Origin of the sequence: Psychromicrobium silvestre (assembly GCF_013408295.1) — a bacterium.
GTDB lineage: Bacteria > Actinomycetota > Actinomycetes > Actinomycetales > Micrococcaceae > Renibacterium > Renibacterium silvestre.
Genome location: NZ_JACBYQ010000002.1, coordinates 275,878 through 299,333, shown reverse-complemented (window position 1 = coordinate 299,333; position 23,456 = coordinate 275,878). Strand labels below are relative to the sequence as shown.

General features: G+C 60.2%; 24 protein-coding genes. 10 read left to right on the top strand and 14 right to left on the bottom strand.

Translation table 11 applies throughout. The features are described from left to right. The first annotated feature begins 12 nt into the window (after window positions 1-12). Together FHU41_RS09425 and FHU41_RS09420 are read left to right on the top strand one after the other, a co-directional pair. Window positions 13-543 (top strand): hypothetical protein, encoded by a 531-nt coding sequence (locus FHU41_RS09425; protein ID WP_179389431.1) that lies wholly within the window; start codon window positions 13-15, stop codon window positions 541-543. 1 nt (window position 544) lies between these two features. Beyond that, window positions 545-1,144 (top strand): NADPH-dependent FMN reductase, encoded by a 600-nt coding sequence (locus tag FHU41_RS09420; RefSeq protein ID WP_179389430.1) that lies wholly within the window; start codon window positions 545-547, stop codon window positions 1,142-1,144. Here FHU41_RS09420 and FHU41_RS09415 read toward each other — a convergent pair. The 8 genes from FHU41_RS09415 to FHU41_RS09380 form a co-directional block, all read right to left on the bottom strand. Next, window positions 1,141-1,770 (bottom strand): tyrosine-protein phosphatase, encoded by a 630-nt coding sequence (locus tag FHU41_RS09415; protein ID WP_179389429.1) that lies wholly within the window; start codon window positions 1,768-1,770, stop codon window positions 1,141-1,143. The two genes, FHU41_RS09420 and FHU41_RS09415, sit on opposite strands and share 4 nt — an antisense overlap. Window positions 1,771-1,815: 45 nt before the next feature. Continuing rightward, the gene (locus FHU41_RS09410) at window positions 1,816-3,009 is read right to left on the bottom strand and encodes a glycoside hydrolase family 1 protein (RefSeq protein ID WP_179389428.1); all 1,194 of its coding nucleotides are present in this window, start codon (window positions 3,007-3,009) and stop codon (window positions 1,816-1,818) included. A 34-nt stretch (window positions 3,010-3,043) separates the two neighbouring features. After that, a complete protein-coding gene (locus FHU41_RS09405; protein WP_179389427.1) occupies window positions 3,044-3,952 on the bottom strand; it encodes an alpha/beta fold hydrolase in 909 nt (302 codons plus the stop codon). Then, window positions 3,949-5,649: a dipeptide ABC transporter ATP-binding protein gene (locus tag FHU41_RS09400; protein ID WP_179389189.1), complete on the bottom strand. Its 1,701-nt coding sequence runs from the start codon at window positions 5,647-5,649 to the stop codon at window positions 3,949-3,951. Before FHU41_RS09400 ends, FHU41_RS09405 begins: the two co-directional genes overlap by 4 nt. Next, window positions 5,646-6,623 (bottom strand): ABC transporter permease, encoded by a 978-nt coding sequence (locus FHU41_RS09395; RefSeq protein WP_179389426.1) that lies wholly within the window; start codon window positions 6,621-6,623, stop codon window positions 5,646-5,648. Before FHU41_RS09395 ends, FHU41_RS09400 begins: the two co-directional genes overlap by 4 nt. 10 nt (window positions 6,624-6,633) lie before the next feature. Beyond that, a complete protein-coding gene (locus tag FHU41_RS09390) occupies window positions 6,634-7,614 on the bottom strand; it encodes an ABC transporter permease subunit (protein WP_179389425.1) in 981 nt (326 codons plus the stop codon). Window positions 7,615-7,616: 2 nt separating this feature from the next. Next, complete coding sequence (locus FHU41_RS09385; protein ID WP_246279587.1) at window positions 7,617-9,356, bottom strand: ABC transporter substrate-binding protein; 1,740 nt, start codon at window positions 9,354-9,356, stop codon at window positions 7,617-7,619. A gap of 169 nt (window positions 9,357-9,525) precedes the next feature. Further along, window positions 9,526-10,617 carry a LacI family DNA-binding transcriptional regulator gene (locus FHU41_RS09380; RefSeq protein WP_179389424.1) on the bottom strand — a complete coding sequence of 364 codons (1,092 nt, stop codon included), beginning with the start codon at window positions 10,615-10,617 and terminating at the stop codon, window positions 9,526-9,528. An 87-nt stretch (window positions 10,618-10,704) separates the two neighbouring features. On the opposite strand from FHU41_RS09380, the gene FHU41_RS09375 reads away from it, so the two are divergent. Next, window positions 10,705-11,571: a phosphotransferase gene (locus FHU41_RS09375; RefSeq protein WP_179389423.1), complete on the top strand. Its 867-nt coding sequence runs from the start codon at window positions 10,705-10,707 to the stop codon at window positions 11,569-11,571. 4 nt (window positions 11,572-11,575) lie between these two features. Here FHU41_RS09375 and FHU41_RS09370 read toward each other — a convergent pair whose 3' ends face one another. Both FHU41_RS09370 and FHU41_RS09365 read right to left on the bottom strand, forming a co-directional pair. After that, entirely contained in the window at window positions 11,576-12,640 is a 1,065-nt protein-coding gene (locus FHU41_RS09370; protein WP_179389422.1) for a D-2-hydroxyacid dehydrogenase, read from the bottom strand. A gap of 24 nt (window positions 12,641-12,664) precedes the next feature. Continuing rightward, the gene (locus FHU41_RS09365; RefSeq protein ID WP_179389421.1) at window positions 12,665-13,285 is read right to left on the bottom strand and encodes a LysE family transporter; all 621 of its coding nucleotides are present in this window, start codon (window positions 13,283-13,285) and stop codon (window positions 12,665-12,667) included. Window positions 13,286-13,415: 130 nt separating this feature from the next. Between FHU41_RS09365 and FHU41_RS09360 the strand changes: the two genes are divergently transcribed. Next, complete coding sequence (locus tag FHU41_RS09360; RefSeq protein WP_179389420.1) at window positions 13,416-13,892, top strand: VOC family protein; 477 nt, start codon at window positions 13,416-13,418, stop codon at window positions 13,890-13,892. Window positions 13,893-13,968: 76 nt separating this feature from the next. Here FHU41_RS09360 and FHU41_RS09355 read toward each other — a convergent pair whose 3' ends face one another. Together FHU41_RS09355 and FHU41_RS09350 are read right to left on the bottom strand one after the other, a co-directional pair. After that, a complete protein-coding gene (locus FHU41_RS09355) occupies window positions 13,969-14,214 on the bottom strand; it encodes a hypothetical protein (RefSeq protein ID WP_179390385.1) in 246 nt (81 codons plus the stop codon). A gap of 319 nt (window positions 14,215-14,533) precedes the next feature. Beyond that, window positions 14,534-15,130: a hypothetical protein gene (locus tag FHU41_RS09350; RefSeq protein WP_218847190.1), complete on the bottom strand. Its 597-nt coding sequence runs from the start codon at window positions 15,128-15,130 to the stop codon at window positions 14,534-14,536. A 331-nt stretch (window positions 15,131-15,461) separates the two neighbouring features. Between FHU41_RS09350 and dnaK the strand changes: the two genes are divergently transcribed. From dnaK to FHU41_RS09330, 4 genes are all read left to right on the top strand, one after another. Further along, on the top strand, window positions 15,462-17,330 hold the full coding sequence (dnaK, locus tag FHU41_RS09345) for a molecular chaperone DnaK (protein ID WP_179389418.1): 1,869 nt from the start codon (window positions 15,462-15,464) through the stop codon (window positions 17,328-17,330). A gap of 6 nt (window positions 17,331-17,336) precedes the next feature. Beyond that, window positions 17,337-17,936, top strand: a complete 600-nt coding sequence (locus tag FHU41_RS09340; RefSeq protein WP_179389417.1) for a nucleotide exchange factor GrpE — start codon at window positions 17,337-17,339, stop codon at window positions 17,934-17,936. A gap of 146 nt (window positions 17,937-18,082) precedes the next feature. Next, window positions 18,083-19,048 (top strand): DnaJ C-terminal domain-containing protein, encoded by a 966-nt coding sequence (locus FHU41_RS09335; protein WP_179389416.1) that lies wholly within the window; start codon window positions 18,083-18,085, stop codon window positions 19,046-19,048. 2 nt (window positions 19,049-19,050) lie between these two features. Further along, on the top strand, window positions 19,051-19,467 hold the full coding sequence (locus tag FHU41_RS09330; RefSeq protein WP_179389415.1) for a heat shock protein transcriptional repressor HspR: 417 nt from the start codon (window positions 19,051-19,053) through the stop codon (window positions 19,465-19,467). Window positions 19,468-19,604: 137 nt separating this feature from the next. Here the strand turns inward: FHU41_RS09330 and FHU41_RS09325 are convergent, their stop codons facing one another. Further along, complete coding sequence (locus tag FHU41_RS09325) at window positions 19,605-20,588, bottom strand: endonuclease/exonuclease/phosphatase family protein (protein WP_179389414.1); 984 nt, start codon at window positions 20,586-20,588, stop codon at window positions 19,605-19,607. Window positions 20,589-20,863: 275 nt separating this feature from the next. Between FHU41_RS09325 and FHU41_RS09320 the strand changes: the two genes are divergently transcribed. Further along, window positions 20,864-22,474, top strand: a complete 1,611-nt coding sequence (locus FHU41_RS09320) for a WXG100 family type VII secretion target (protein WP_179389413.1) — start codon at window positions 20,864-20,866, stop codon at window positions 22,472-22,474. Window positions 22,475-22,518: 44 nt separating this feature from the next. Then, window positions 22,519-22,971, top strand: a complete 453-nt coding sequence (locus FHU41_RS09315) for a hypothetical protein (RefSeq protein WP_179389412.1) — start codon at window positions 22,519-22,521, stop codon at window positions 22,969-22,971. Here FHU41_RS09315 and FHU41_RS09310 read toward each other — a convergent pair. Further along, entirely contained in the window at window positions 22,968-23,453 is a 486-nt protein-coding gene (locus FHU41_RS09310; RefSeq protein WP_179389411.1) for an SRPBCC family protein, read from the bottom strand. The genes FHU41_RS09315 and FHU41_RS09310 overlap by 4 nt on opposite strands. Window positions 23,454-23,456: the final 3 nt, after the last annotated feature.

The window sequence follows — 23,456 nt, the reverse complement described above, 5'->3', positions numbered from 1 at the left end:
CCGAGGCGTTGTATGGGGCGGCCGATCTCGCCGCCGAGCTTCCTGGCTTACGATGTTCCGATGGAGTTATTGATGGCGGTGGCGGGTTTTGTCGGTGGCTGGCTTCTGGTGGCCGGGCCGATCTTCCAGGCGGCAGTTGAGCTGCGCGAACACGAGGCGGCCGGCAAGCGTTACTTAATGGACCGTTCGGTGCCCGACACTCTGCACGCGGTGTCTGCCTGGTGGTGGCTTTTGCCGCCGGTGAAGATCATTCTGGAAAATAACCGCAACAACCGCAATAAGCGCGAATACTTCTCCCACCTGCCCGCCGAGGATGCACGCGTACTGCTGTCCTTTATCAGCAAGGCCACGGGCTGGGTTTACGTTGCTGCCGGAGCTTTTTTGATCGCGGTCAAGGAGACCTTTGAACTGGTGGAGGAACTTCATTTGGAACTCTGGGTTTTCTGGGTGGCTGTGGTGGTGATGTTCCTGATAGCCGTGATGAACACCGTGCTTCGGATGCAGCGCGGCCAGAGAATGGCCAAGAGGTCTAAGGAGTCTTGAGATGAGTTTCCGGATCCTTCTGATTAGTGGCAGCGTGCGTCTTGGCTCGGTCAATTCCGCGGTGCTGGCGACCGCGGCCGAGCTGGCCCAAACAGGATTAGCCCACACAGGATTGGCGCAGACAGAGCCGGCGGTAAAAGACGTTGAAACCTCGATCTACCAAGGCTTAGCCACGCTGCCACACTTCAACCCAGACCTCGATAGGGAACCCCTGCCGGAGCCGGTCGCGGAGCTAAGAAACCAGATCGCGAACGCAGATGCCCTGCTCTTCAGCACTCCGGAATACGCCGGTGCGATGCCGGGAGCCCTGAAAAACCTGCTGGAATGGACCATCGGCGGAACCGAAATCTCGGACAAGCCAAGCGGCTGGATCAATCCCTCCAGTAACCCCGGCCGAGCGGAACGAACCTACCTTTCGCTACGAACCGTGCTGGAATACACCGAGGCTCGGCTGATCGAGGGGGCATGTCTGACGGCCCCAACGCCGCGTTCGGTGATCGACCAACAAGGCATTGTCCAGGACCTCGCGGTCAGGGAAAGTATCACCAAAGCCCTGATCGCCCTATGGCTCGCCTCGGCCAGCGAAGGCGACGGCTCCTAAGCCAATCGCGAGGACAGCGAAGCGACCTCATCAGAACTCAATCCCAAGAATTCAAAATATCCCGTGATTGAGCCGAACTCACGATGTATCGAGGTCAGCATGTACTCGATATCCTCACCCTTGGCACCATTCTCCCCGGCCTGGTAATCCGCTCGGATCGCAGCCGGCTCCACCCCGGCAGCATCCAACAGCAGGGCGCAGATCATTCCGGTACGGTCCTTCCCGGCTGCACAAGAAACCAGCACCGGGCCTTCGACGGCGGCAATCTCAGCCAGGATGGTCGAGATGGTCTTGGCATTTCGGACCAGGCTCTTGGCGTAGATCTCTCCCAAGCTGGAGTTTCCCGGATTGAACTCATGTTCCCGGGCTGGATCGATGATCGGCAGGTTCAGATACTGCGATAAGTTTCGAAGCGCATGCGGGGTGGCGACTGTTTCGGTGACCGATCTCAGGTCGATGAAACGCACCTTCCCCACCTGAGCCGCCAATAATTGCTCACTACTGAGGCTGGTGGCCGCCGCGGAACGCAAAACCCGGCCGGCCGCCGTCGTGCCTCCGGAGACAAGCGCTAAGCCGCCGAGGTCACGAAAGTTGGGGAAGCCAGGAAGGGAAATCATTGCCGACATTCTCCGATGCTATCCCACAGCCCTCCAGAGCAGGCCCACTCGGAGTCAGCCCAAAGCGTTCCGCTGAGCCACCGAGCCTAGCCAGCCCAGCGAGGGCTTCGGCTGCCGCTCAAAGGTCTCATGGTCGAAGGCGATCAGGCCGAAGGTAGGCCGATAGCCGCTGGCCCATTCGTAATTGTCCAGGGCACTCCAATGCAGATAGCCCAGCACCTCCACGCCGTCGGCGATGGCCGAGTGCAAGCCTTGCAGAGCGCCCTCGGTATAGGCGATCCGACGGTTGTCATCGGCGGTGGCAATACCGTTCTCGGTCACCATCACCGGCACCCCGCCGGAGAGCTCCCAGGCGCTACGCACTCCCAGTTCCAGTGCGGGCGGGTAGAACTCCCAGCCGGTCAGCGTGGTCTCCGCCTCGGCGGAAACCGGCAGCGGCCCCTGCGGGCCGATGAAGGTCCGGGTGTAGGCCTGCACGCCAATGAAGTCGTCTCCGGCGGCCTGCTCCAGGTACCAGTCGTCCCGAGGGTAGCCGTATTCGCGCAGTTTTTCGTCTGCACTCGGCCCGCCATCGATGCCGGGTTCGCCGGTGGAGTGGAAGGCCTGAGTAGCTACCGTCCAGCCGGTCTTCAGGCCGGACACCGAGGACAGCACCTCCTGCGAGCGGTGATGGGACTCCAAAAGCGCATCCGCCACCTGGAGATCCGGGTTCGGCAGCCCGTAAGACACCAGATTTGAGGCGTCCTCACCTCCGGCCAGCATGGCAGCGATATTCGGTTCGTTGATCGTGCAGACGTAGTCCACCCCCTCGGAAACCACCGGCAGGGCGAGCTCGGTGTAGCGGGCGAAGAGCTCGGGAGCCTCTGGGTTGCGCCAAAAACCGGCCTCGTGCATCCAACGCGGCACCGTGAAGTGCATCAGCGTGACCACCGGATTCAGCCCGAACTCGTGTGCGGCTTCAACCATCCGCCGGTAATGATCGATGGCGGCCCGTGAGACGAAGTCGCGCTCCGGCTCAATCCGCGACCATTCGATGGAGAAGCGATAGGTGTTCAGTCCGGCATCGGCCAGTAGCTTCATATCCTCGCGGTAACGATGATAGCTATCCGCCGCGTCCCCACTGGGTTCGACGATGGTGGTACCGGGAGTGTGCTCCTTGACCCACCAATCGCTATTCACATTGTTTCCCTCGATCTGGTGAGCAGCGGTGGCCGCGCCCCAGAGGAATCCGTCGGGGAAACTGAGCATGGGTTCTCCTTAGTTTGAAGCTTCTTGTGAAATATCAGATCGAACGCCAGAAGGCGTCCAGGGCTTCGGCGGTTGCCCGTGGCGATTCGAGCTGCGGCGAGTGTGCGCCACCGGGAATCACCCGGTACTGGGCGCGCTCGCCGATATCCTCCGCCAACTGCTGTTGCCAGTCTTGGGGCCAGGCCTTATCGTCCTCACCGTGGGTTACCAGGACGGGCAGGCCGGAGTCGCAGAGCGCTGCACTGGGATCTTGATGGTTCCGTAGGATCTCCGCACCGGCCAGCAGATTATCGCTTGAGGTGTGGGCAGCGCGTACCCGTAGGAACGCCATTTCCGGTCCCAGCTGGGCATCGCTGGCATTGACTAACCCTGGGTTAACCCGTTCCCAGAGCCCCAGGCTGCCGGTTTTCGATACGGTATCCGTGGTCTGCTGCTGCCGGTCTGGCCAGCCATGCGGCCCGGAACAGAACATGGTGAGGCTTTTGAAGTTCGACGGCGCTGCTATCGCGGCTGCCGAGGCAATCACGCCGCCCAGGCTGTGACCGAGCAGGTGAATCGGGCCGGGGCCAATGAGCGAAGCCACTTCAACCGCATCGGCAGCCATCCGATCTAGGGTGTAATTCTCCACGCCGGCAGGAGCAGCGGAATCCGCCTGACCTCGCTGGCTATAGGCCCAGACATTCCAGCCACGTTCGGCAAGTAGCGGTAAGAAGCTGAGGAAGTCCTCCTTGGAGCCGGTGAATCCTGGGACTATTAGCACCGTCCCGGATGGAACACCTTCGGCAGGTACCCGGTCAAGGGGCACCCGTGGAGCGGCGTGTAGCGCGGTCAAGATGCCGACGGCGGCGGGTAAGCCAAGGACCTCGACGCCTAGAGGTATCGGGTGACTACCAAACGGTTCGATTCTGCTAAGTGAGCGGCTCGGCGAGCTGATTTGATTCATTGGGCAAGCTCCGTGATGCCGCGGCGGGGGTTGGGGACCGCATCCAATAGTCGGACGGTGTAGTCGTGGCTGGGGTGTTGCAGCACCTCGGCGGTAACGCCACGCTCCACCACCTGCCCCTTCTCTAGCACCATGATGTTGTCGGTGACCAAGCGGGCGCTGAGTAGATCGTGGGTGATGTAGAGCAGGCTCAGCCCGCGTTCCTGACGCAGGTCGCGCAGCAGCGCAAGCACGCCGGCGCGCAACGTGACATCCAGCATGGACACCGGTTCGTCGGCGATCAGCACCTGCGGATTGCTGGCTAAAGCCCTGGCAATCACCACGCGCTGGCGTTGGCCGCCGGAGAGCTGGTGCGGTAGTTTCTGGGCGAATTGCTCTACCGGGGTTAAACCCACGGTTTCCAGTAGCTCGCGTACGCGGTGCCTGGCCGCGGTGTCACGCAATTCAGTGAAATTTCGGATCGGACGGCTCAGCGTGTGTTCCACGGTATGCAGTGGATTGAGTGCGGCGTAGGGGTCTTGGAAGACCATCTGCACCTTGCGATGCACCTCGCGTAGACCACGCCTGCCGAGCTCTGGAATCGAGGTCTCGCCAAAGTGCACGCCGCCTGCCGACGGTTTTTCCACCCCGGTGATCAGCTTGGCCAGCGTCGATTTGCCGCTGCCGGAGGCGCCCACCAGGGCGAGGGATTCCCCAGGCTCCAGCCGGAAACTCACCTCGGAGAGCGCCTGCACCTCAGGTTCGCCGCGGCGCGGCCCGGGGTAAGTCTTGGAGACTTTCTCGACCACAATGGATGCTTGCGCGGCCAGCTTTTGCTGCCGTTCGCCGTCGTCCTGCGCTGTTCTGGCTTGGGAGACGCCGAAGCCCGGAAGCTCAATCACCTCTGCGCGCGGATCGGCATAGTGGCTCAGCAGCATCTTGGTGTATTCGTGCTGGGGGCTTTCCAGGATGTTCTCGCTAGAGGAATCCTCCACGATCCGACCTTCGTGCATCACCAGCACTCGCTCGGTCACCTCCAGGACAATGCCCAGATCGTGGCTGATCAGGATTGCGGTGAAACCCTCGGCAGCCTGTAGTGAGCGGATGGTATCCATAATGGCGTGCTGTACCAGGACATCGAGCGCCGTGGTTGGCTCATCGAAGACCATCAGCTCGGGTTCCAGGGAAAGCGCCAAAGCAATCGAAACGCGTTGCCGCATACCGCCGGAGAGTTCTCCGGGATAGCGGCCGAGTACCTCCGGGCTCAACTCAACCTTGCTCACCAGCTCGGCCATCCGGGTGTCCCACTGTTCTTTGGCAACGTGCCGGTGTGCCCGGAAGATGTCCACGAAATGGTTGCGGATGCTGCGCACCGGATTGAGGGCGTTCATTCCGGATTGCAGCACCATGGCGAAGCCGCCCTGGCGTTGCTGGCGCAATTGCTCCTCATTCAGTTCCCGGATATCCCGGCCAGCAAAACGAATCTCACCCCCGTTAGTGCGCGCCGGAGGTTTCTGCAGACGCGTGATGGCAAAGCCCAGGGTGGATTTTCCGGAGCCGGATTCACCGACCAGGCCAATGAACTCACCCTTGCGGACGGTGAAGGAGACGTGGTCCACGGCCTGGACGGCCTGCTGACCCGAGGATTCGTAGACCACCGAGAGGTCGCGGACGTCCAGTAGTGCCTCCGGGTTCTCTACCGCTTGATGCTTATTCACTGGGCCGCCCTGTTCAACTTGTTGGGTGTGCTGGGTGTTGATTTCTTGGCGGCACGCGAAGATTTGCCCTCGTGTAGGCGGGGATTGCCGATCGCATCGACACCGAAATTGATCAGGGTCAGACTCATCGCCAGCAGCGCAATGCACAGACCGGGGGCGAAGAGCAGGATCCATTGACCGGTGAGCAGCGCATTCGAATTCTGCGCCCAGTACAAGATGGTGCCCCAGGAGACCAAGCTGGAATCGCCCAGGCCCAGGAATTCCAGACCGGCTTCGGCCAAAATAGCCGCGGTGGCTGCACCGAAGAAACTGCCCACGATAATTGAGGTCATATTCGGCAGGATCTCGCTGAAGACCACCCGGAAGCCGCTATCCCCGGAGAACCGGGCCGCGGTGACGAAGTCCCGGGAACGCAGCGATTGAGTCTGGCTACGCAGCACCCTGGCACCCCAAGCCCAGCCGGTGATGGTGATCACCGCAATGATCATTGCCAGGCCGCCGTTTTGCAGATAGGCCGCGATAACGATCATCAGCGGCATACCCGGGACAACCAGGAAGAGGTTCACGATGAAGCCCACTACCTCAGCTCCAAAACCCCGAATATAACCCCAGCTCAGGCCGATCAGCACCGCGATAGCGGTGGAAAGCACACCAGCCAGGAAGCCCACCAGCACACTGATCCGGGCACCGAAGATGAGTTGGCTCAGCACATCCTCGCCGGCCGCCGTCGTGCCCATCCAATGCTCCGCGCTGGCGTCAGCATTCCGCGGGAAGCCATCGTCACTTGCGCCATAGGGGGCCAGTAACGGTGCGAAGATCGCTACCAGAATAAAGACAGCCAGGATGATCAGGCCCAGCCGGGACTTCCAGTTGGACCAGAGCGTGGAGGCGATCCGGCCGACGACGGCGAAGGCGCCGGGCCGGTGGCTTGTGGTCTCCGTTGGCGGAGCGTCAATTGCTTGATTCGCACTCATCGGCGAGTCCTCATCTCCTGGTCCGCGGGTCGAGCACACCGTACAGAATGTCGACGATGAAATTGGCGATCAGCACGCTGACCGTGATCAACAGGAACAGCGCCTGCATGAGCGGGTAGTCCTGACCGATCACCGAATTGAAAAGCAGGTAACCGATGCCGGGATAGCCGAACACCTGTTCCACCAGAATGGAGCCACCCACCACGCCGCCCAAAGCCAGACCGAAGCCGGTCAGATTGGGCAGGATCGCGTTCCGCGCCGCGTACCTCAGTGCAACGGTGCGGCCCTTCAAACCATTGGCCTGGGCGAAGGTGACATAGTCATCGCCCAGGGTGCCAATCATCGCATTACGCATCCCTAGGATCCAACCGCCCAGGGAGGTCAGCAGGATGGTGAGGGCAGGTAGTAGCGCGTGATAAAGCGCGTCCACGGTGAAATCCCAACTGAATGCCGGGCTTGCGGTGGGGCCGTACGCCCCCGAAGTGGGAAACCAGTGCAGCACATAACCCAGGAAGAACAGCAGCAGTAGCGCCGTCCAGAAGTAGGGGAAGGTGCTCAGGAAGCTGCCGCTCAGGGTGGGTAGCGCATCGGCCCAGGTATTGCGCCGCCAAGCCGCCAGCACCCCGATCAGGGTTCCGATCACAAAGGCGATCACGGTCACCACGCCGACCAGCAGCACGGTGTAGGGGAAGGCCTGGCCGATCAATTCGGAGACCGACTGCGGGTAGAAGGTGTAGGAGACGCCGAAGTCGAGCGTCACTACCTGGTGTAGGTAATTCACATACTGGTCCCAGAGATTGCCATTGGGTACGCCGAGTTGTGCCTCGATGGCTGCCCGGGTGGCCGCCGTGATGGGACCATTCTGGGAGAGCTTGGCGATGGCTGCATCGGTAGGCGAGCCGGGCATCATCCTGGGAAGCAGGAAATTAAGGGTGACGGCGGCCCAGAGGGTAAGCACGAAGAGGCCGAGTTTACGGGCGATATAGCGCACGGTCAGCCCTCCTTCGGGGCATCGGCGTCCGCGAGCTTGAGGTGGGTAAAGACCAGCAGCGGGGTGGAGTTATAGGTCTGTGGTGGGGCGTAAGGGTCTTTAGCATCGGGCCAACCGGTGAACTTCGAGGTGTTGTACAGCCCCCAGAGACCGCCGTAGTACAGGCCAATCACCGGAAGTTTGGTGTAGACCGCTTGCTCCAATTGGTAGTTCAGCTTGGTCTGCTGCTTTGGATCGATGGTCTTCTTGTATTGATCCAAGAGGGCGTCCACCGCTGGGTCCTTAAAGCGTTGGAAGTTCGCCGCTGTCTGTTTGCCCACCGGGGCGTAGAACTCACTGGAAAGCAGATTGTTGTAGCCCTGGAAAATATCGCCGCCGCCCATGCTGCCAAGGGTGAGATCGAAGTCGCCGTTCTGGATGGCTTGTTGGTAACCGGCGGGCTGAGGCTGCTTAATATCAACCTGGACACCAAGGGCGGTGAGTTGCTTGCGGACTTCCTGGACCGCTCGCAGCCAGTCCGAGTAGCCATTCGCGGTGGTGATGGAGAAACTCAGCTGCTTCCCGGCGTCGTTAACAAGTTTGCCGTCTTTTTGGGTGTAGCCGGCTTTGGCGAAGGCTTGCAGGGCCGCCGCGGTGTTTTGCTTGATCTTGCCTTGATCCGGAATCGAGGGGTCAAGCTGGTCTTGCTGGTTGGGCAGCAATAACCCGGTCTGACCGGCCGCTTGCATATAGTTCTCGGTGGCTACGCCGGCGATTTTGTCCCGGTCGAGAGCCAGTGAGAGGCCTTGCCGGAAGTTCAGATCGTTAAAGGGTGCCTTGGTCAGATTGGGCAGCAAGCTGATCACCCCGCCCGGCGGAAACCAGTATTTATTGCCGGGATTGGCGGCCTCCCAGGTGCCCTGAACGTTGCTCATATAGGCATAGGCCCAGTCGAAGCCCTTGGTGACCACGTCGAGTTGGCTGGTGGAGGCGGGGAGCACCAGGTGGTTCACCTGGATTTTGTCCGCCTGCCAGTAATTCGGGTTCTTATCCATGGTGTACTGCTGGGCGGCGAAATTGCCCAGCGTATACGGCCCGGTTCCCACCGGATTCGGGTTCCGCCAGGTGTCCGGGTTTGGCTGGTCCTTCCAGATATGTTCCGGGACGATCATGGTCAGCGAGATGATCGACTGGGCGGGTGCGTCATCACCTTTGAGTTTCACCATGAGGTGCTGGCCCTGGGCGCCGCGATCCTCGACCGTGAGGCTGTCGATATGCTGCCAGGCACCCTGAAGGTCAAGGGTGGGGTACTTTTTCAGCAGCTCGAAGGTGAACTTGACGTCCTGAGCGGTGAAGGCCTGGCCGTCCGACCATTTCACGCCGTCGCGGATGGTGTAATCGATGGTGCTGGCGTTGGGTTGGCTGAAACCGGAGGCGAGCCACGGCGTTTGCTTGCCGTCGAGGGCGTTGGTGACCAACAGGGGCTCGTAGATGTAGGTGGCGGCGGCCCGTTTATTGCTCAGGTACGGATTGAAGTTTCGCTCCATCATGGGGGTGCCCTTGTCTGCGGCAAGAAGCATGGTGTCCTTGGGGATCGAGGGGTCCGGTTGGCTGGTGATCTTGATCGAGCAGCCTGCCAGCGCGGCTGGCAGGAGTAGCGCCAGTAAGGCGACGGTGCCTATGGCCGTGAGCTTACGCCGGGGGTTACTACCGGAACGGCGGAGCCGGTGCGGGCTGTCTTGACCCGGGTGTTGCATCGTCATTGACACGTTTCGTCCTCACTGAAGCCCCATATTGTCGTGATGTGGTGGGGCTGTACTGTGATTGTAAGCGCATACATTAAGTGATGGCAAGGGTTTTCCGTGAGAGTCTGAGCTGCTGACGCCCCTGAGCTCGCCTTCTTGGCGGGGCGGGGGATCAGGCTAGCCTGGTTCAGCCTTCCGAACTTCCTCGCAGCAACACGGTGACCGGCAGTCGCTTGCTCACCGGTTCTGACTCTGGGGCATCCAGCCGATCTGCCATCATCCGCACCGCCTCGCGGCCCAGCGTCTCCATCGGTTGAAACACCGTGGTGAGTGGCGGCACGCTGGCTCGGCCGGCGTCGATCCCGTCAAAACCGGTGACGATCACCTCGCCTGGCACCGCGATGCCAGCACGGTTGAGTACATCCAATATGCCCAATGCCATCTGATCATTCGCGCAGATCAGCGCTCGCGGCAAGGTTCCCTCGGCCAGCAATTGCTGAGCCAGTTCGCGGGCAATCTCACGCCGAAACTCCGCCCGCAGCGGCGGCACGGTGGCCGGATCTACCCCGGCCAGGCGCAGCGCCTCGCAATATCCGGCATAGCGTTCGACGTCGTCGGGAGAGTCTGCCGGGCCGCCCACGTAGCGCGGTGCGCTGACTCCGAGGGTGGAAATCAGGTGTTGGGTAAGGGCTCGCATGCCCTCCGAATTCGCCACCGAAACATGGTCGAAGTCGTCGCCCCGCCGCGGCCCCGCGAGCAGGGTAACCGGAATCCGATGCGCGATGCTGGAAAGCACCTCGTCCGGAACGCTGCGGGCAAGCACCACCAGCCCATCCACCCGCCCGGCGATATCTCGCACCACTGCCTCCGGGTCCGCGCCGCGCCCGACGCCGACCATGAGTACCAGCCCACGTCGCCAGGCTTCCAACTCGGCGCCGCGCAGCACAGCATCGAAATACAGATCGGGCGGACGCTGCCCCCATTGGTCATCGCTGTCCCGCACCATCCGGACCAAGCCGTCCTCGGCATCGGAGAGAGCCGGGATTTCCCAGGCAGCATCGAAGCCAGGGAAGAAGATTCCGATCACCCCGGTTCGTCGTGCGGCCAGTCCGCGTGCGCTTGCACTGGGCAGGTACCCTAGTTCCCGCACCGAGGCCAGCACCTTGGCTCGGGTCGCTTCGCGCACATCGTCGGGCCTGCGCAGCACCCGGGAGACGGTGGCTATCGAGACCCCGGCGTGCGCCGCGACATCGTAGACGGTGGGAGTTTTCTCGCTCATGGTTCTGCCATCCTAACCAGGCTGGCTGAATGCGCTGTCATTTGGACTTAGTCGGAGCCCTCGAGGCGTGGTCCTTAAGATAAAGAGATGCCCCTTGATCATCAGAATCTCAGTACCCGGCAGCGAAGGTTGCTGGACGAATGGTTTCCCGGCGCGGTCCTTGAGCATGACCACAGCTGGGGGCAGGTTGATCGAGCCGTTCTTGAACTGAGTCAAGCCGGGGACCGGTTCATCGTTAAAGCAGGCGGACCCACCGACCACCACATTGGCCGCGAGGTGCAAGCACACTTGAACTGGCTTGAGCCCTGGAGCTCTGGTGGGTTTGCACCGATTCTTCGGCACTTTGACCTCGAAGCGAACCTCTTGGTCACCGGTTATCTTCCGGGAGAACTGGTGCTGGGAACGCCAGCGGCGGAGGATCCGGAGAGCTATCGGCAGGCCGGAAAGTTGCTGGCGCTTCTGCACAAGCAGGCCGCCGTTCGGGACGACGACTACGAGGCAGCTGAGAACCAGCGGTCGATCCGTTGGCTTGATGGCCCGCATCGGATAGCGCCGGAGCTGGAGCGATGGCTGGGGGAGGAGCTCTCTTCGTGGCCGACGTCGCCCGTGCTCTTGGTGCCTACCCACGGTGACTGGCAGCCGCGAAACTGGCTGGTGGATCAGGACGCAATTCGGATTATCGACTTCGGCCGAGCCGCGCTCCGCCCGGCCATGTCCGACTTTGCCCGGCTCGCCGCCCAGGATTTCCGCAGGAACCCTAGGCTAGAAGAAGCATTTCTCGATGGTTACGGTTCCGATCCGCGCGAACCCGGAGCCTGGTACCGTAATCGGGTCCGGGAGGCGATCGGCACTGCGGCCTGGGCCTATCAGGTAGCGGACGAGGGCTTCGAGGCACAGGGGCATCGCATGCTTGCCGAGGTCCTCAGCGACCGGAAAACGGGCAAAACCCAGTAGAGGCTCAGTAGAAATAGACCGGATCAACCGCGTGCGGCATCGTTTTCCCGGCGCGGAATAACGCAAGGTTTGAGCTAAAACGTTCCGCGATCAGTCGGTTCTCCGCCAGGCTTAGCGCCGAGGTATGCGGCGAAACCAGTACCCGTGGATGCTTCCAAAGTGGACTTGAGCCGGGGAGTGGCTCCTGCTCGAAAACATCGAGGCAGGCATAACTGACCGTTCCATCATCCAGCGCCGAGAGTAGCGCAGCCTCATCGACCACCGAGCCGCGCCCGACATTGACGAAAACCGTGCCCGGTTTGAAGTGCGAGAACATCTCGGCATCGAAAAGGTGCTCTGTATAAGGAGTTCCCGGCAGGGTGCTGACCACGGCATCCGCTTCGGAAACTAGTCCGGGCAGACCGCTATTTGGAACTACCGAATCGATGCCAGTGATCGGGGTGACCTCGCGTTTGCTACCGCTCACCGACATACCGAGCGCCTTGGCTAACCGGGCGGTTTCCACGCCGATTTCACCCAATCCGGCGATCACCAGCCGAGAGCCCGAAAGCAGGCGGGTGGGCACCCGCGGTGTTGGCCAGCGCTGGGCACGTTGATCCGCCTGGAGTTCGGCGACCCTTTTGAAACCGTTCAGCAGGCCCATCAGGGCAAACTCCGCCAAGGGCAGGGCATGCACCCCTGCCGAGGTGGTCACGGTGACCCGGGCCAGTTCTTCGGGTGTCAGCTCAGCGGCTCGCACCGAACCGCCAGCCCCTGCGGCCATCGCATGGACCCAGCGCAGCCGGGGATTCTCCCGAACCGCCCGGGCCAAGCCCGCTGGTGATTCATCGGGCAAGCCGTACAGCACATCTGCCCGGCGGATATTCGCCCAATAGCGTTCCTGCTGTTCCGCAGATCGCTGGAAGTCAGGATCGCCGGAATGATCTGCCGGGAAGCGTTCCGGCGGCAGCAACTCCGGTTCGTAGAGTACGGTCACCTCCGGTGAACCGCTACGAATCTGCTCAACCAGCTCGGGTTCCAGGGGTGCACAAATGGCGACAACAAGCTGCTCGGGGTTGGGGGCTGTCATCTTTCCATCGTAATGAGCGGATGCCTAAACCACGGCGAGCAATACTCCGGCACCCACGAAGAGGCCGCCGAAGGTGCGGTTGAGCGTCTTTTCGCCTCGTTGGCTCTCGGTGAAGCGGCGGAGCGAGCGGGCGGCGGCGGCGAAGAACAGCCACATCACCACGACGTCGACCAGCACCACGGTAGCTGCCAGTACCAAATACTGGGGCAGCAGGGGCTGGTCCGGGCGGATGAACTGTGGCACAAAGGCCAGGAAGAAGACGATGGCTTTAGGGTTCAGCAGATTCACCCAGAAGCCGCGGCGCAGCATGGAGAAGGCGCTTTCCTGGCTGGCTTTGTCCTTCTCTTCCGCGGCATCGGCAGGCTTTGCCAGGAGTTTTCGGATGCCTAGGTAGACCAGATAGGCGGCACCGGCATAGCGAATCACATGGAAGGCGATAGGGGAGGAGGAAACCAGCAAGCCAACTCCCGCTGCCACAATGGCAATCTGAATGAGCAGCGCTATTTGCTGGCCCAGGATGCCCCAAAGGGACCGCCGAAATCCGGAGCTGAGCGAGTTGCTCATCGTGTTGATTGCTCCGGCCCCCGGGGTGAAGCTAATCAGCAGGCAGGCGGCCAACAGGGCCAGCCAGAGCGAGAGTTGCATAGGGCCATGTTAGGTGAGTTTTCGCCGTCGTGAGTATGCCTGAGTCATTGTCTCGTCATATCGCTCGTACTACACTCAAACTGACCACGCCGTGGCCGGAAAACATCCCGAAAACACGGAAGGAAAACCCATGACCGCTATTACCAATTGCCTATGGTTTGATACCCAGGCAGCGGAAGCCGCCGAATATTACTGCGGCATTTTCAAGAACTCGAAGATCAATAACACCAGTTACTACGGCGAAGGTGCTCCGTTCCCCGCGGGTACCGCACTAACCGTCGACTTCGAGCTGGACGGACAGCGTTTTACCGCGCTCAATGGTGGCCCGATCTTCAAGTTCACCGAAGCGATCTCACTACAGATTGATTGCGCGGATCAGGATGAGGTCGATTACTACTGGGATCGGCTGATCGCCGAGGGCGGCGAGGAAAGTCAGTGTGGTTGGCTCAAGGATAAGTACGGGCTCTCCTGGCAAGTGGTTCCCTCGGTCTTGCCCAGCTTGATTGGCGGCCCGGATGCCGAGGGGGCGCAGCGAGCCATGAACGTCCTGATGGGGCAGCAGAAGCTAATCATCGCCGATCTACAGAAGGCCTACGACGGGGAGTAGCCGCTTTTGACATAAGAACGCCGGACCTGCTGCATTGAGCGGGTCCGGCGTTCTTCTTGTTCTGGGCTCTTTGGGCTTAGCCCTGCAACTTCACCAGGAGGTTATCGAGCTGGTTGAAGGAGATGGTGATGCCGTCGTGCTCGGTGAAGGTGAGGGTGGAGCGGCCCTGAGGCAGATCCTCGCTGATTTTGCCCGAGGAGTCGCAGAAGGCGTCGGTCCAGAATTCGTCGCTGCGCATGCTGTAAATCCACTCGCCACCGGCGCGGAAGTCCATCGTCGAGTTGTTCACCGGGAATCCTTCGGGTCCCCACCATTGGCTGATTAAATCGGACTCAGCGTGGGCTCGGAAAACGAGTTCTGGGGTGCTTGGAAATCGCGGCTCAGAATGAGGCCGTTTTCGATGATTTCGCTCAGTAGTTCAGTCATGATCTTGGTCCTTTATCTTTTCTGGTTCTTGTAGTGTGCTGAGTCCAGTCCTTGAGCTGGCGGAAACCGGTGGGTTCCAGGCTGCGGGTGCGCCATTGCTGGTTGACGGTGGTGTGTCAGGGCAGAAATATGGCGTCGAGTCGAGCTTCGCTGTTCTCGTTGTATTTTCCACTCTTGGAACTTTCCTTAGATGGAAACTAGCCGGTTATGAGTCCCTAGGCTTCCGGGCTTTCCAAGCCGAGACTCCCGGTCAGGAAGAACTGGCCATCGATGATATTGCCGGGAACGGGTACCCAGCGGAGGTCCTTCTTGGCGATCGCGACGTCCAGCGTAACGTCTCCTATGGTGCGCACCGTGGCCAAACAGAACTCCTTTCCGCTGAAGCTATTTATTTGCATGGAGCAGCGAAGTACTTCACCGGCAAAGATTGCCGTGGCGGAGGGTTTCCAATCGGGTTGTTCTGGATTGGCGGGGAACGTGCCCGAAGGGATAAAGAAGCCGGCGGAAAATTGTGCATCGCCTGTCTGGGAGGCGTAGTAATTTTCTTGATCGGTGTGGAGGTCAACCTCTTCGGCGAGTGCGGCAAGTGACAGGCTCCCTTTGCGGACGCTTCCACCTAGTTCTGCCAGGACAAAGCTGTCTTCTAGGTCGACGGCTATGGGGCAGAGTAGATCCCCGCCAGGGCCGTCGAGTAGCTCCATCATTGCGGTATCGACGCTCACCAGGTGTACATCCCCAACGGCTACTTCTTTGGTGGAGCCGGCGATGCAGGGCAGGGCTGAGCTGCCTTGCTGGCGGCGTGTTTGAGTCACAAATCGGGCACCTGAGGGGTCGGTCCAGACGGTCAGGGATGCCTCGCTGCTGATCCTCCGATGAACACCGAATCTTGTCAGTGAGCGAATGAGTTCCTTGAAATCTTCTCGACTCTCGACGTCGAACCCTATGGCTTCTAGGTGACTGCCCAAGTGTGACGTCCCTTCAGTTGGTCACAAGATTGGGCCTACGTTACTTCAATCCTGAGTGGCTGCCAACGAATGTGACGAACTCGTGAAAGACTTGAGCGCACTTGACTCAACTTCAACTTGACAAGACTCGACTCAAGAGTAAAGTTGACGTCAGAGCACTCAACTTGAAAGGAACACCATGTCACGAGCAGTAGGTATTGACCTGGGAACCACTAACTCGGTGGTTTCCGTCCTCGAAGGTGGCGAGCCCACCGTTATTGCGAACGCTGAGGGTGGCCGCACCACCCCCTCCGTCGTCGCCTTCTCTAAGAGCGGCGAGGTCCTGGTTGGCGAAATCGCCAAGCGCCAGGCAGTGAACAACATCGACCGCACCATTGCTTCGGTTAAGCGCCATATGGGCACTGACTGGACTATCGCGATCGACGATAAGAAGTACACCCCGCAGGAAATCTCCGCTCGTACCTTGATGAAGCTCAAGAACGACGCCGAGAGCTACCTGGGTGAGAAGGTCACCGATGCGGTAATCACCGTCCCGGCCTACTTCAACGACGCCGAGCGTCAGGCCACCAAGGAAGCCGGTGAGATCGCGGGCCTCAACGTGCTGCGTATCGTCAACGAGCCGACCGCGGCCGCGCTGGCCTATGGTCTGGATAAGGGCAAGGAAGACGAACTCATCCTGGTCTTCGACCTCGGCGGCGGCACCTTCGACGTCTCCCTGCTGGAAGTTGGCAAGGACGACGACGGCTTCTCCACCATCCAGGTGCGCTCCACCGCTGGTGATAACCGACTGGGCGGCGACGACTGGGATCAGCGCGTTGTGGACTACTTGCTGAGCCAGCTCAAGCTGAAGGGTATCGATCTCTCCAAGGACAAGATCGCCCTGCAGCGTCTGCGCGAAGCTTCGGAGCAGGCCAAGAAGGAACTCTCCTCGGCCACCAGCACCAACATCTCCCTGCAGTACCTTTCCGTCACACCCGATGGACCGGTGCACTTGGACGAGCAGCTGACCCGAGCGAAGTTCCAGGAACTCACCTCTGATCTTCTGGAGCGCACCAAGAAGCCGTTCCACGACGTGATTTCCGAGGCTGGCATTAAGGTTTCCGATATCGACCACATCGTGCTGGTTGGTGGTTCCACCCGGATGCCCGCAGTGACCGAACTGGTCAAGCAGCTTGCCGGTGGCAAGGAGCCCAATAAGGGCGTCAACCCGGACGAGGTAGTCGCCGTCGGCGCTGCCCTCCAGGCTGGTGTGCTGAAGGGTGAGCGTAAGGACGTGCTGCTGATCGACGTCACCCCCTTGTCTCTCGGTATCGAGACCAAGGGTGGCGTGATGACCAAGCTGATCGAACGCAACACCGCGATCCCGACCAAGCGGTCCGAGACCTTCACTACCGCTGACGACAATCAGCCTTCCGTGGCTATCCAGGTCTTCCAGGGCGAGCGCGAGTTCACCCGGGATAACAAGCCGCTGGGCACCTTCGAGCTGACCGGCATCGCTCCGGCTCCGCGCGGCGTGCCGCAGGTTGAGGTCACCTTTGACATCGACGCCAACGGCATTGTGCACGTTTCTGCAAAGGACAAGGGCACCGGCAAGGAGCAGTCGATGACCATCACCGGCGGTTCCAGCCTCTCCAAGGAAGATATTGACCGGATGGTCAAGGAAGCCGAAGAGCACGCTGCCGAGGACAAGGCCCGCCGCGAGCAGGCCGAGATCCGCAACAGCGCTGAGCAGCTCGCCTACTCGGTGGACAAGATTCTCTCCGAGAATGACGACAAGCTGCCCGAAGAAGTCAAGACCGAGGTCAAGGCCGACGTCGAAGCCCTCAAGGCTGCGCTTGCCGGTACCGATGAGGACGCCGTAAAGGCTGCTTCCGAGAGGCTGCAGGCCTCGCAGACCAAGCTGGGTGAGGCGATTTACGCTTCCGCTCAGGCCGAGGGCGCAGATGCTGCTGGTGCCGAAGCTCCGGCCGGCGAAGCCAAGGCTAACTCCTCTTCTGACGAAGATATCGTCGACGCCGAAATCGTTGACGAAGACGAGAAGAAGTAGGTAGTCATGTCGGATCACGACAATAACTACCCGCAGGGCTCTGAGGACTCCGGCGACCAGGGGAACTCCGGCGAGGAGGCGGCTGAAAACACGGAAGATCCGCTAGCCCAGGTCGAGGACATCCTGAACAACGCCGAGGTGCCCGCCGAGGAATCGGTGGCTCAGGGCACGGCGTTGTCTGGCCAAGGCCAGGATGATGCCGCCGAGCTGAAGAATGATTTACTCCGCCTGCAAGCGGAGTACGTCAACTACCGCAAGCGCGTCGAACGGGACCGTGCCGTGGCGGGGGAGAGCGCCGTCGTCGGCGTCCTTAACTCGCTGTTGCCGGTGCTGGACGACGTGGACGCGGCTAGGGCGCATGGCGATCTCACCGATGGCCCGTTCGCGGCCATCGCGGTGAAGCTGGAAACTGCGTTGCAGACCTACGGACTGGAACGCATCGATGAAACAGCGGTGCCTTTCGATCCAACCGTGCATGAGGCGCTTATTCAGCAGCCCAATGCTGAGGTTCAGGTTGATTCGGTTAGCCAGGTGCTCCGTTCCGGCTACCGTAAAGGTGACCGGGTGCTCCGGGCGGCTCAAGTGATTGTGGCCGTTCCGGAATAATTACGGTTGCTCCAGCGGTTTTCCGCCCCTTAGACACGAGGCTTCGCGTGTCGCTGACGCGCCACGCGGGGGCTCGCGATGCGGGGCTACAAAAACAGCTGGAGCAACCCTCAGCTTGAATATCGATACTTACGAAGGGAGATACCTTGGCTAGTCAGGATTGGGTCGACAAGGACTTTTACGCGATCCTCGGTGTCTCCAAGGATGCTTCCGCGGCGGACATCAAGAAGGAATACCGCAAGCTGGCGCGTAAGCACCACCCGGATCAGAACCAGAGCGATCCGGCGGCGGAGAAGAAGTTCAAGGACATTTCCGAGGCTTATTCGGTGCTCTCCAATGCGGAGGACCGCGAGCAGTACGACGCGGTTCGAGCGATGGGTTCGGGTGCCCGATTTAGTGCCGGCGGTGCCGGTGCGCAGGGCGGCGCTGGCTTCGACGATATGTTTGGCGGCCTTTTTAACAACCAGCGCAGCGGCCGGAACAGCAGCTTCGATGCCTCCGGACTACCTCCAGAATTTGCCGATATTTTCGGCGGAGCCTACCAGGGCTATCAGCAGCCACGACCCACCAAAGGTGCGGATCGTCAGGCGCAGACCACAATTTCCTTCTCCGGTTCCATCAAAGGCACCACCATTGGGTTGAAAGAACCCTCCGGTGAGGTGATCGAGGTACGGATTCCGGCCGGCATTAAAGACGGCCAGAAGGTCCGGGTTCGTGGAAAAGGACAAGCTGGTTCGGCTGGCCCGGGTGACCTGATGGTCGCCGTACATGTCAAAGCTCACGATTTTTTCACCCGCGATGGCGATAACATTCGGATCCACGTTCCGGTGACCTTCCCGGAGGCGGCCCTAGGCGCGGATATCACCGTGCCAACCTTGGACGCCGAATCGGTCAAGGTACGCATCCCGGCAGGCACCCCTTCCGGGCGCACCCTGCGCGTCAAGGGCAAGGGCATTAAAACGGCGAAGACTACCGGTGATTTATTGGTTACCGTGGATCTGGTCACCCCGCAGAAGCTGAGCAAGGAAGCCGAGCAGGCGGTCAAGGATTTTGCCGCTGCAACGGCCGACGGCGACCCGAGGGCTGAGCTGGCCGCGAAAGCAAAGCTGTAACCATGTCTGCGGACGAATATGCTCCGATCTTCGTTATCTCGGTGGCTGCCGAGCTGGCCGAGATGCATCCGCAGACCTTGCGTCAGTACGACCGGCTCGGTCTGGTTTCACCCAGCCGGGCTCCCGGCCGGTCCAGGCGCTACTCGCAGCACGATGTGAATCTGCTCCGCGAGGTGCAGCGGCTCTCCCAGTCCGGGGTTTCCTTGGAAGGGATCAAACGGATCCTGGAGCTAGAGAACCAGGTGGCGGCCCTGCAGGCCAAGGTCCGGGAGCTGGGCGATCAGCTCAAGGAGCGCGGTGACGCTGCCCGAATTTTCGCAGCGGGCTTGGCCGGTGACGTGGTGAGTCTCAACAGAGGCGAACGTCCGCGCGCCAGGAGCCAAGCCGTCGTGGTCTGGCACCCCCACCGCAAAATCTAACCCCAAACCCCTCAACCTCCTCCCAGCTATCCCACTGGGTGTTAAGGGAGTGGCTGATGTGGCGTCCGTGAACATACTTCTGCCACACCAGCAACACCCAATGGGACAACTGGGTAGGGAGCCGGGGAGAAGAGGGGTTAGAAGGTGAAGCTTCCGGCTAGGCCTAAGTGGTCACTGCCGATCGGAGCCAGCACCGAGGACTCTTTGATGTTCAGGCCTTTGCTCAGAATGTGATCCGGGCGGGTGGCCGGAAACTTCGAGGGCCAGCTAAAGCCGAATCCGCCGTTGCTGGCAAGTTTCTCCTGCAGTTGCTGGTTGAAACCGTCCATAACGCGGTCACTTGGGGCAGCATTGAAATCACCCAATACCAACAGCCGACTGCTGGTGTCCTGACTGACCCGCCCCTGTAGGTCGCTCAGCATCGCGTCGCGCGCGGTGTGGTCGCCCCCGCTCACCGAGGCACCGTGCACCACATAGACACTCACCTCGCCCGAGGGGGTTTGCACCGTGGCGTGCAGGGAGCGCAACGAGGCGAAGCCGTTCAGGGCAAGTGACTCAGAATCCTTGAACGGGAACTTGCTGAGCAGCGCCACTGTGCCTGCTTGTTGCTGATAGGGATATTTAGCGGCCAACTCATTCAGCGCCTCGGCGGACTTCATTTCCTGCAGCGCCACAATATCGGCGTCTTGAGCGATCAGTGCTGAGCTTGCAGAGAGCGAGCCGTTGTAACCTTGCAGATTCTGAGTTGCTACGGTGAGCGAACCCTGACCGGTCGCAGTGGCTCCACCGGGCAAAATGGCTGGCACAAAAACGAAGCACCAGACCACCACCGGAACCAGCCAAGCCGTCCAAGCTAGGAAAGAGCGGGACCGGGTCGCCGGGATCAACAACAGCAGACTCAGTAGCCCTAGCCACGGCAGGAAACTCTCCAGTGCGAGGGTCCATTCGCCAACGTCGGGGAGCCAGCGGTGCCCTGCCAGCACCAAGGCGAGGCCAAGGCTCAAGATGATCACGACGACGGTGCTCAGCGGGCGGATCCGTCGGCGCCGGGGTGGTCGGTAAGCAGCAGGACGGCGACGCAGATCGTCGGGGTCGAGCCGGGGTAAAACGGTGGTATCCATCAATTCACCATGACTGGACATACTGTGACAAGGCTGTGCGCGACTGCTCAAGGTGACGGAAGACGCGCTTTTTCGGTGTTTTTGGCCCGGAATCTAGGGGCTTTCATACCAGGGGAGGATTTTCTCTTCTGGACGGCTTGGCCGGGTAGGGGAGTTCTCCCCATGTTCATAATTACCGCGAAGTAATAGGCTCAAAGAAATTTAGCCGTTCACTGGTTTATTGCTGCATCAGCTTCCAGACCACCGATCTGAAGGACCCAAGCATGACTGACTCTATGATTGGCGCCGATCCTGAGCAGCTGAGGCAATTGGCCAAGCAGTTCGATCACTTTGCCGAGCAACTGAATAACAGCGTCACCCGGCTTCAGCCGGTTGTTGAGCACGGACGTTGGTTCGGTGGCGATGCGGTGCGATTCAGATCGGACTGGAGTGGGCGGATGCGCCCAGTGATTATTGATGCGACAACTTACCTGCGGAAAACCTCTAAGGTTCTGGTGCGGAACGCTGAGGAGCAGGAGAAGACATCCTCAGCAGAGGGGTCGGACCAACACCTCGGGTTCTTAGGCAAACTCTGGCAGGAGGCGACTGTCAAATATGCTCAGCTCAAGGAGCAGCTGAAGCACATGCGGGAGCTGGAATCGCAGCTAGACCACATGAATGGGGCAACTCCCCAGGAAGTGAAGGAATGGTGGGATTCGCTTTCAGCGGAGGACAAGAAGCTTCTGATCCAAGGTGTCGATTCCGAAGGAAATCCCTTGGCGGAGACGCTCATCAAAATGCAAGATGTGCTGCCTCAAGACGATATTCAAGCCATCCGAGAGGAGCTTGTCGATCGAGCGAAACCCGATATCGAGGTCTATCGGGAGAGTAATACGATTGGCATCGAGGGGCGGGTAGCTTGGGTTCACGGTGGTGCACATTTGCGCTCTGAAATAGCGCAGAACGCGGACGGCAGTGCATCGCTGACGCTTGCCGGTGATATTGGTGGGGGAGTCAACACCCCCGGTGGAAATTTCGGCGCAACTGCGGATGGCGAGATCAGCAGGACCTATCATTTTGACAGCCTCAAAGATGCAGAAGCGGCACGGGACGATATTTTGAATAGTCTGCCGCCGGACAGTGCAGGCGATGTCAAAGACATTGTGAGTGACCCTCCCAAGTACATCAACGACCGGATGAATGATGCGGCGGAGCACAATAACACCACGGGCCATGAGGACAAGATCAAAGGTTCTGTGACGGTGAACGCAACCGGTGACCTTAAGAGTGGTGAGAGTGGTGGGCCCGAGGCAAGTGCCTCAGCCAGCCTCGGACTGTCGTATGAGTACAACGCAACCGATCACACTGCAGTCGCCAGCGGCAAAGCTAGCGTTGATGCGGATCTCAGTTTGGGCGACGGTCTGAGCCTCAAGGGCAACGGTGAGGTAAACCTCGACCTGAACCTTGACAAGGACCACAACATTGATTCCATCGTCGTTACCGCAAAAGGTAGCGTGGGAAGTGAAATTTCTGCACCATCGGCCCCCGAGGGAGGTCCAGGAGCAAGCATTCAAGGCAGTTCTGAAGGTACCGTCACTATGCAGATTGACAACACTCCCGAAAACCAGGCCCTGATCAAGAGTTTCTTGGCTAATTCGGCTAGCCAAGACGGATCAGCAGCGGCCGCGAACCTGCAGGATATTTACCATGCCAGCGCCGTTACCCTACAAACCAACGCCGTAGCTAGCAGTGAGGCCAACCTCGTGGACTTCGATGCTAAATTTGCCTCACTCAAGGTGGGCGAAACCACCGAGGTCTCGCGTAACGTCTCAACCGAGTACAAAATTGCCAACGATAACGGCTTTCAGCACGTCACCCCCGACGACGGTCCTGGAGCGGGTAAATGAGTAAGCTGGGTCGGACAGAGAGCAGTGAAGGGATACCATCGAGCGTGAATATTGAACTGAGTTCCGAGGTTGGCTTCACGGCATCCTTGCCGGAAGGGTCCTTCGTCGTAGCGGAATCTAGTGCGGGTCCGGGGTCGGAACAGATCTCTCTTCCCGGTGACATTCTCTTTTCGATGGTTCGAGATGACTCTACGGTGCAGAGCTACGCGGCAGTCATTGAATGGACCGAGAAAATGGCGAGCTACTACAGCACGACGAAAAAGGGCGAAAAGATTGCCGAAGGTGCCCTGGAGAGCCAGGGGAAGAAATGTTTCACTTCGCTAACTCTCTACCCGCACAGCGAGACGGAACCTAAGGTGGCCGCGGTCACCGGCATTCGTTTCGATTCCGGTGAATTCTTCGGGCTTACCCTGCTCTGGCCCGTACTGGACCTCGATTTGGAACCTCAGATCGACAGGGTTCAGCGAATAGTGGATGGCATCTCGCTTAACGCCTAGCTGTTGTCGCTAAGGGCCCTGAACTCAGCCAGGATTTCAGGGTTCTCGCAGGCGGCGGCGAAAGCTCCGATCCGGCGTTCGATCTCGCGTCCGAGTAGCCAGCTGCCGAGGGGATGAGCCAGCCAGCGTAACCAGCCTGGGCGACAGGAGAAGGTGTACTTCCAGACTGCCCGGGTGCCGTCGTCGTGCTCGGCGAAACGCCAGCCGCCGCCGAACTGTTCGAAAAACCAAGGCCCTTTCACCATGGTCATTCCCACATTTTTTGGCGGTGCGTAGGAGACGTATTCGCTCATCATCAGCAGGCCAAGTCGGGATCGAGTGCGGGTACGGACACCCTTTCCGGCGGCGAGAGCGCCAGCTTCAAAACGCTGGGAATGGATGAACGGATCCCAGCGGAGCCGGAATTCGCCGGTGGTCTGCGACAGCGCGAAGACCGTCTCCGGATCCAGGCTGATCGTTCGCTCCGCTACCACCTGTGGCATTGC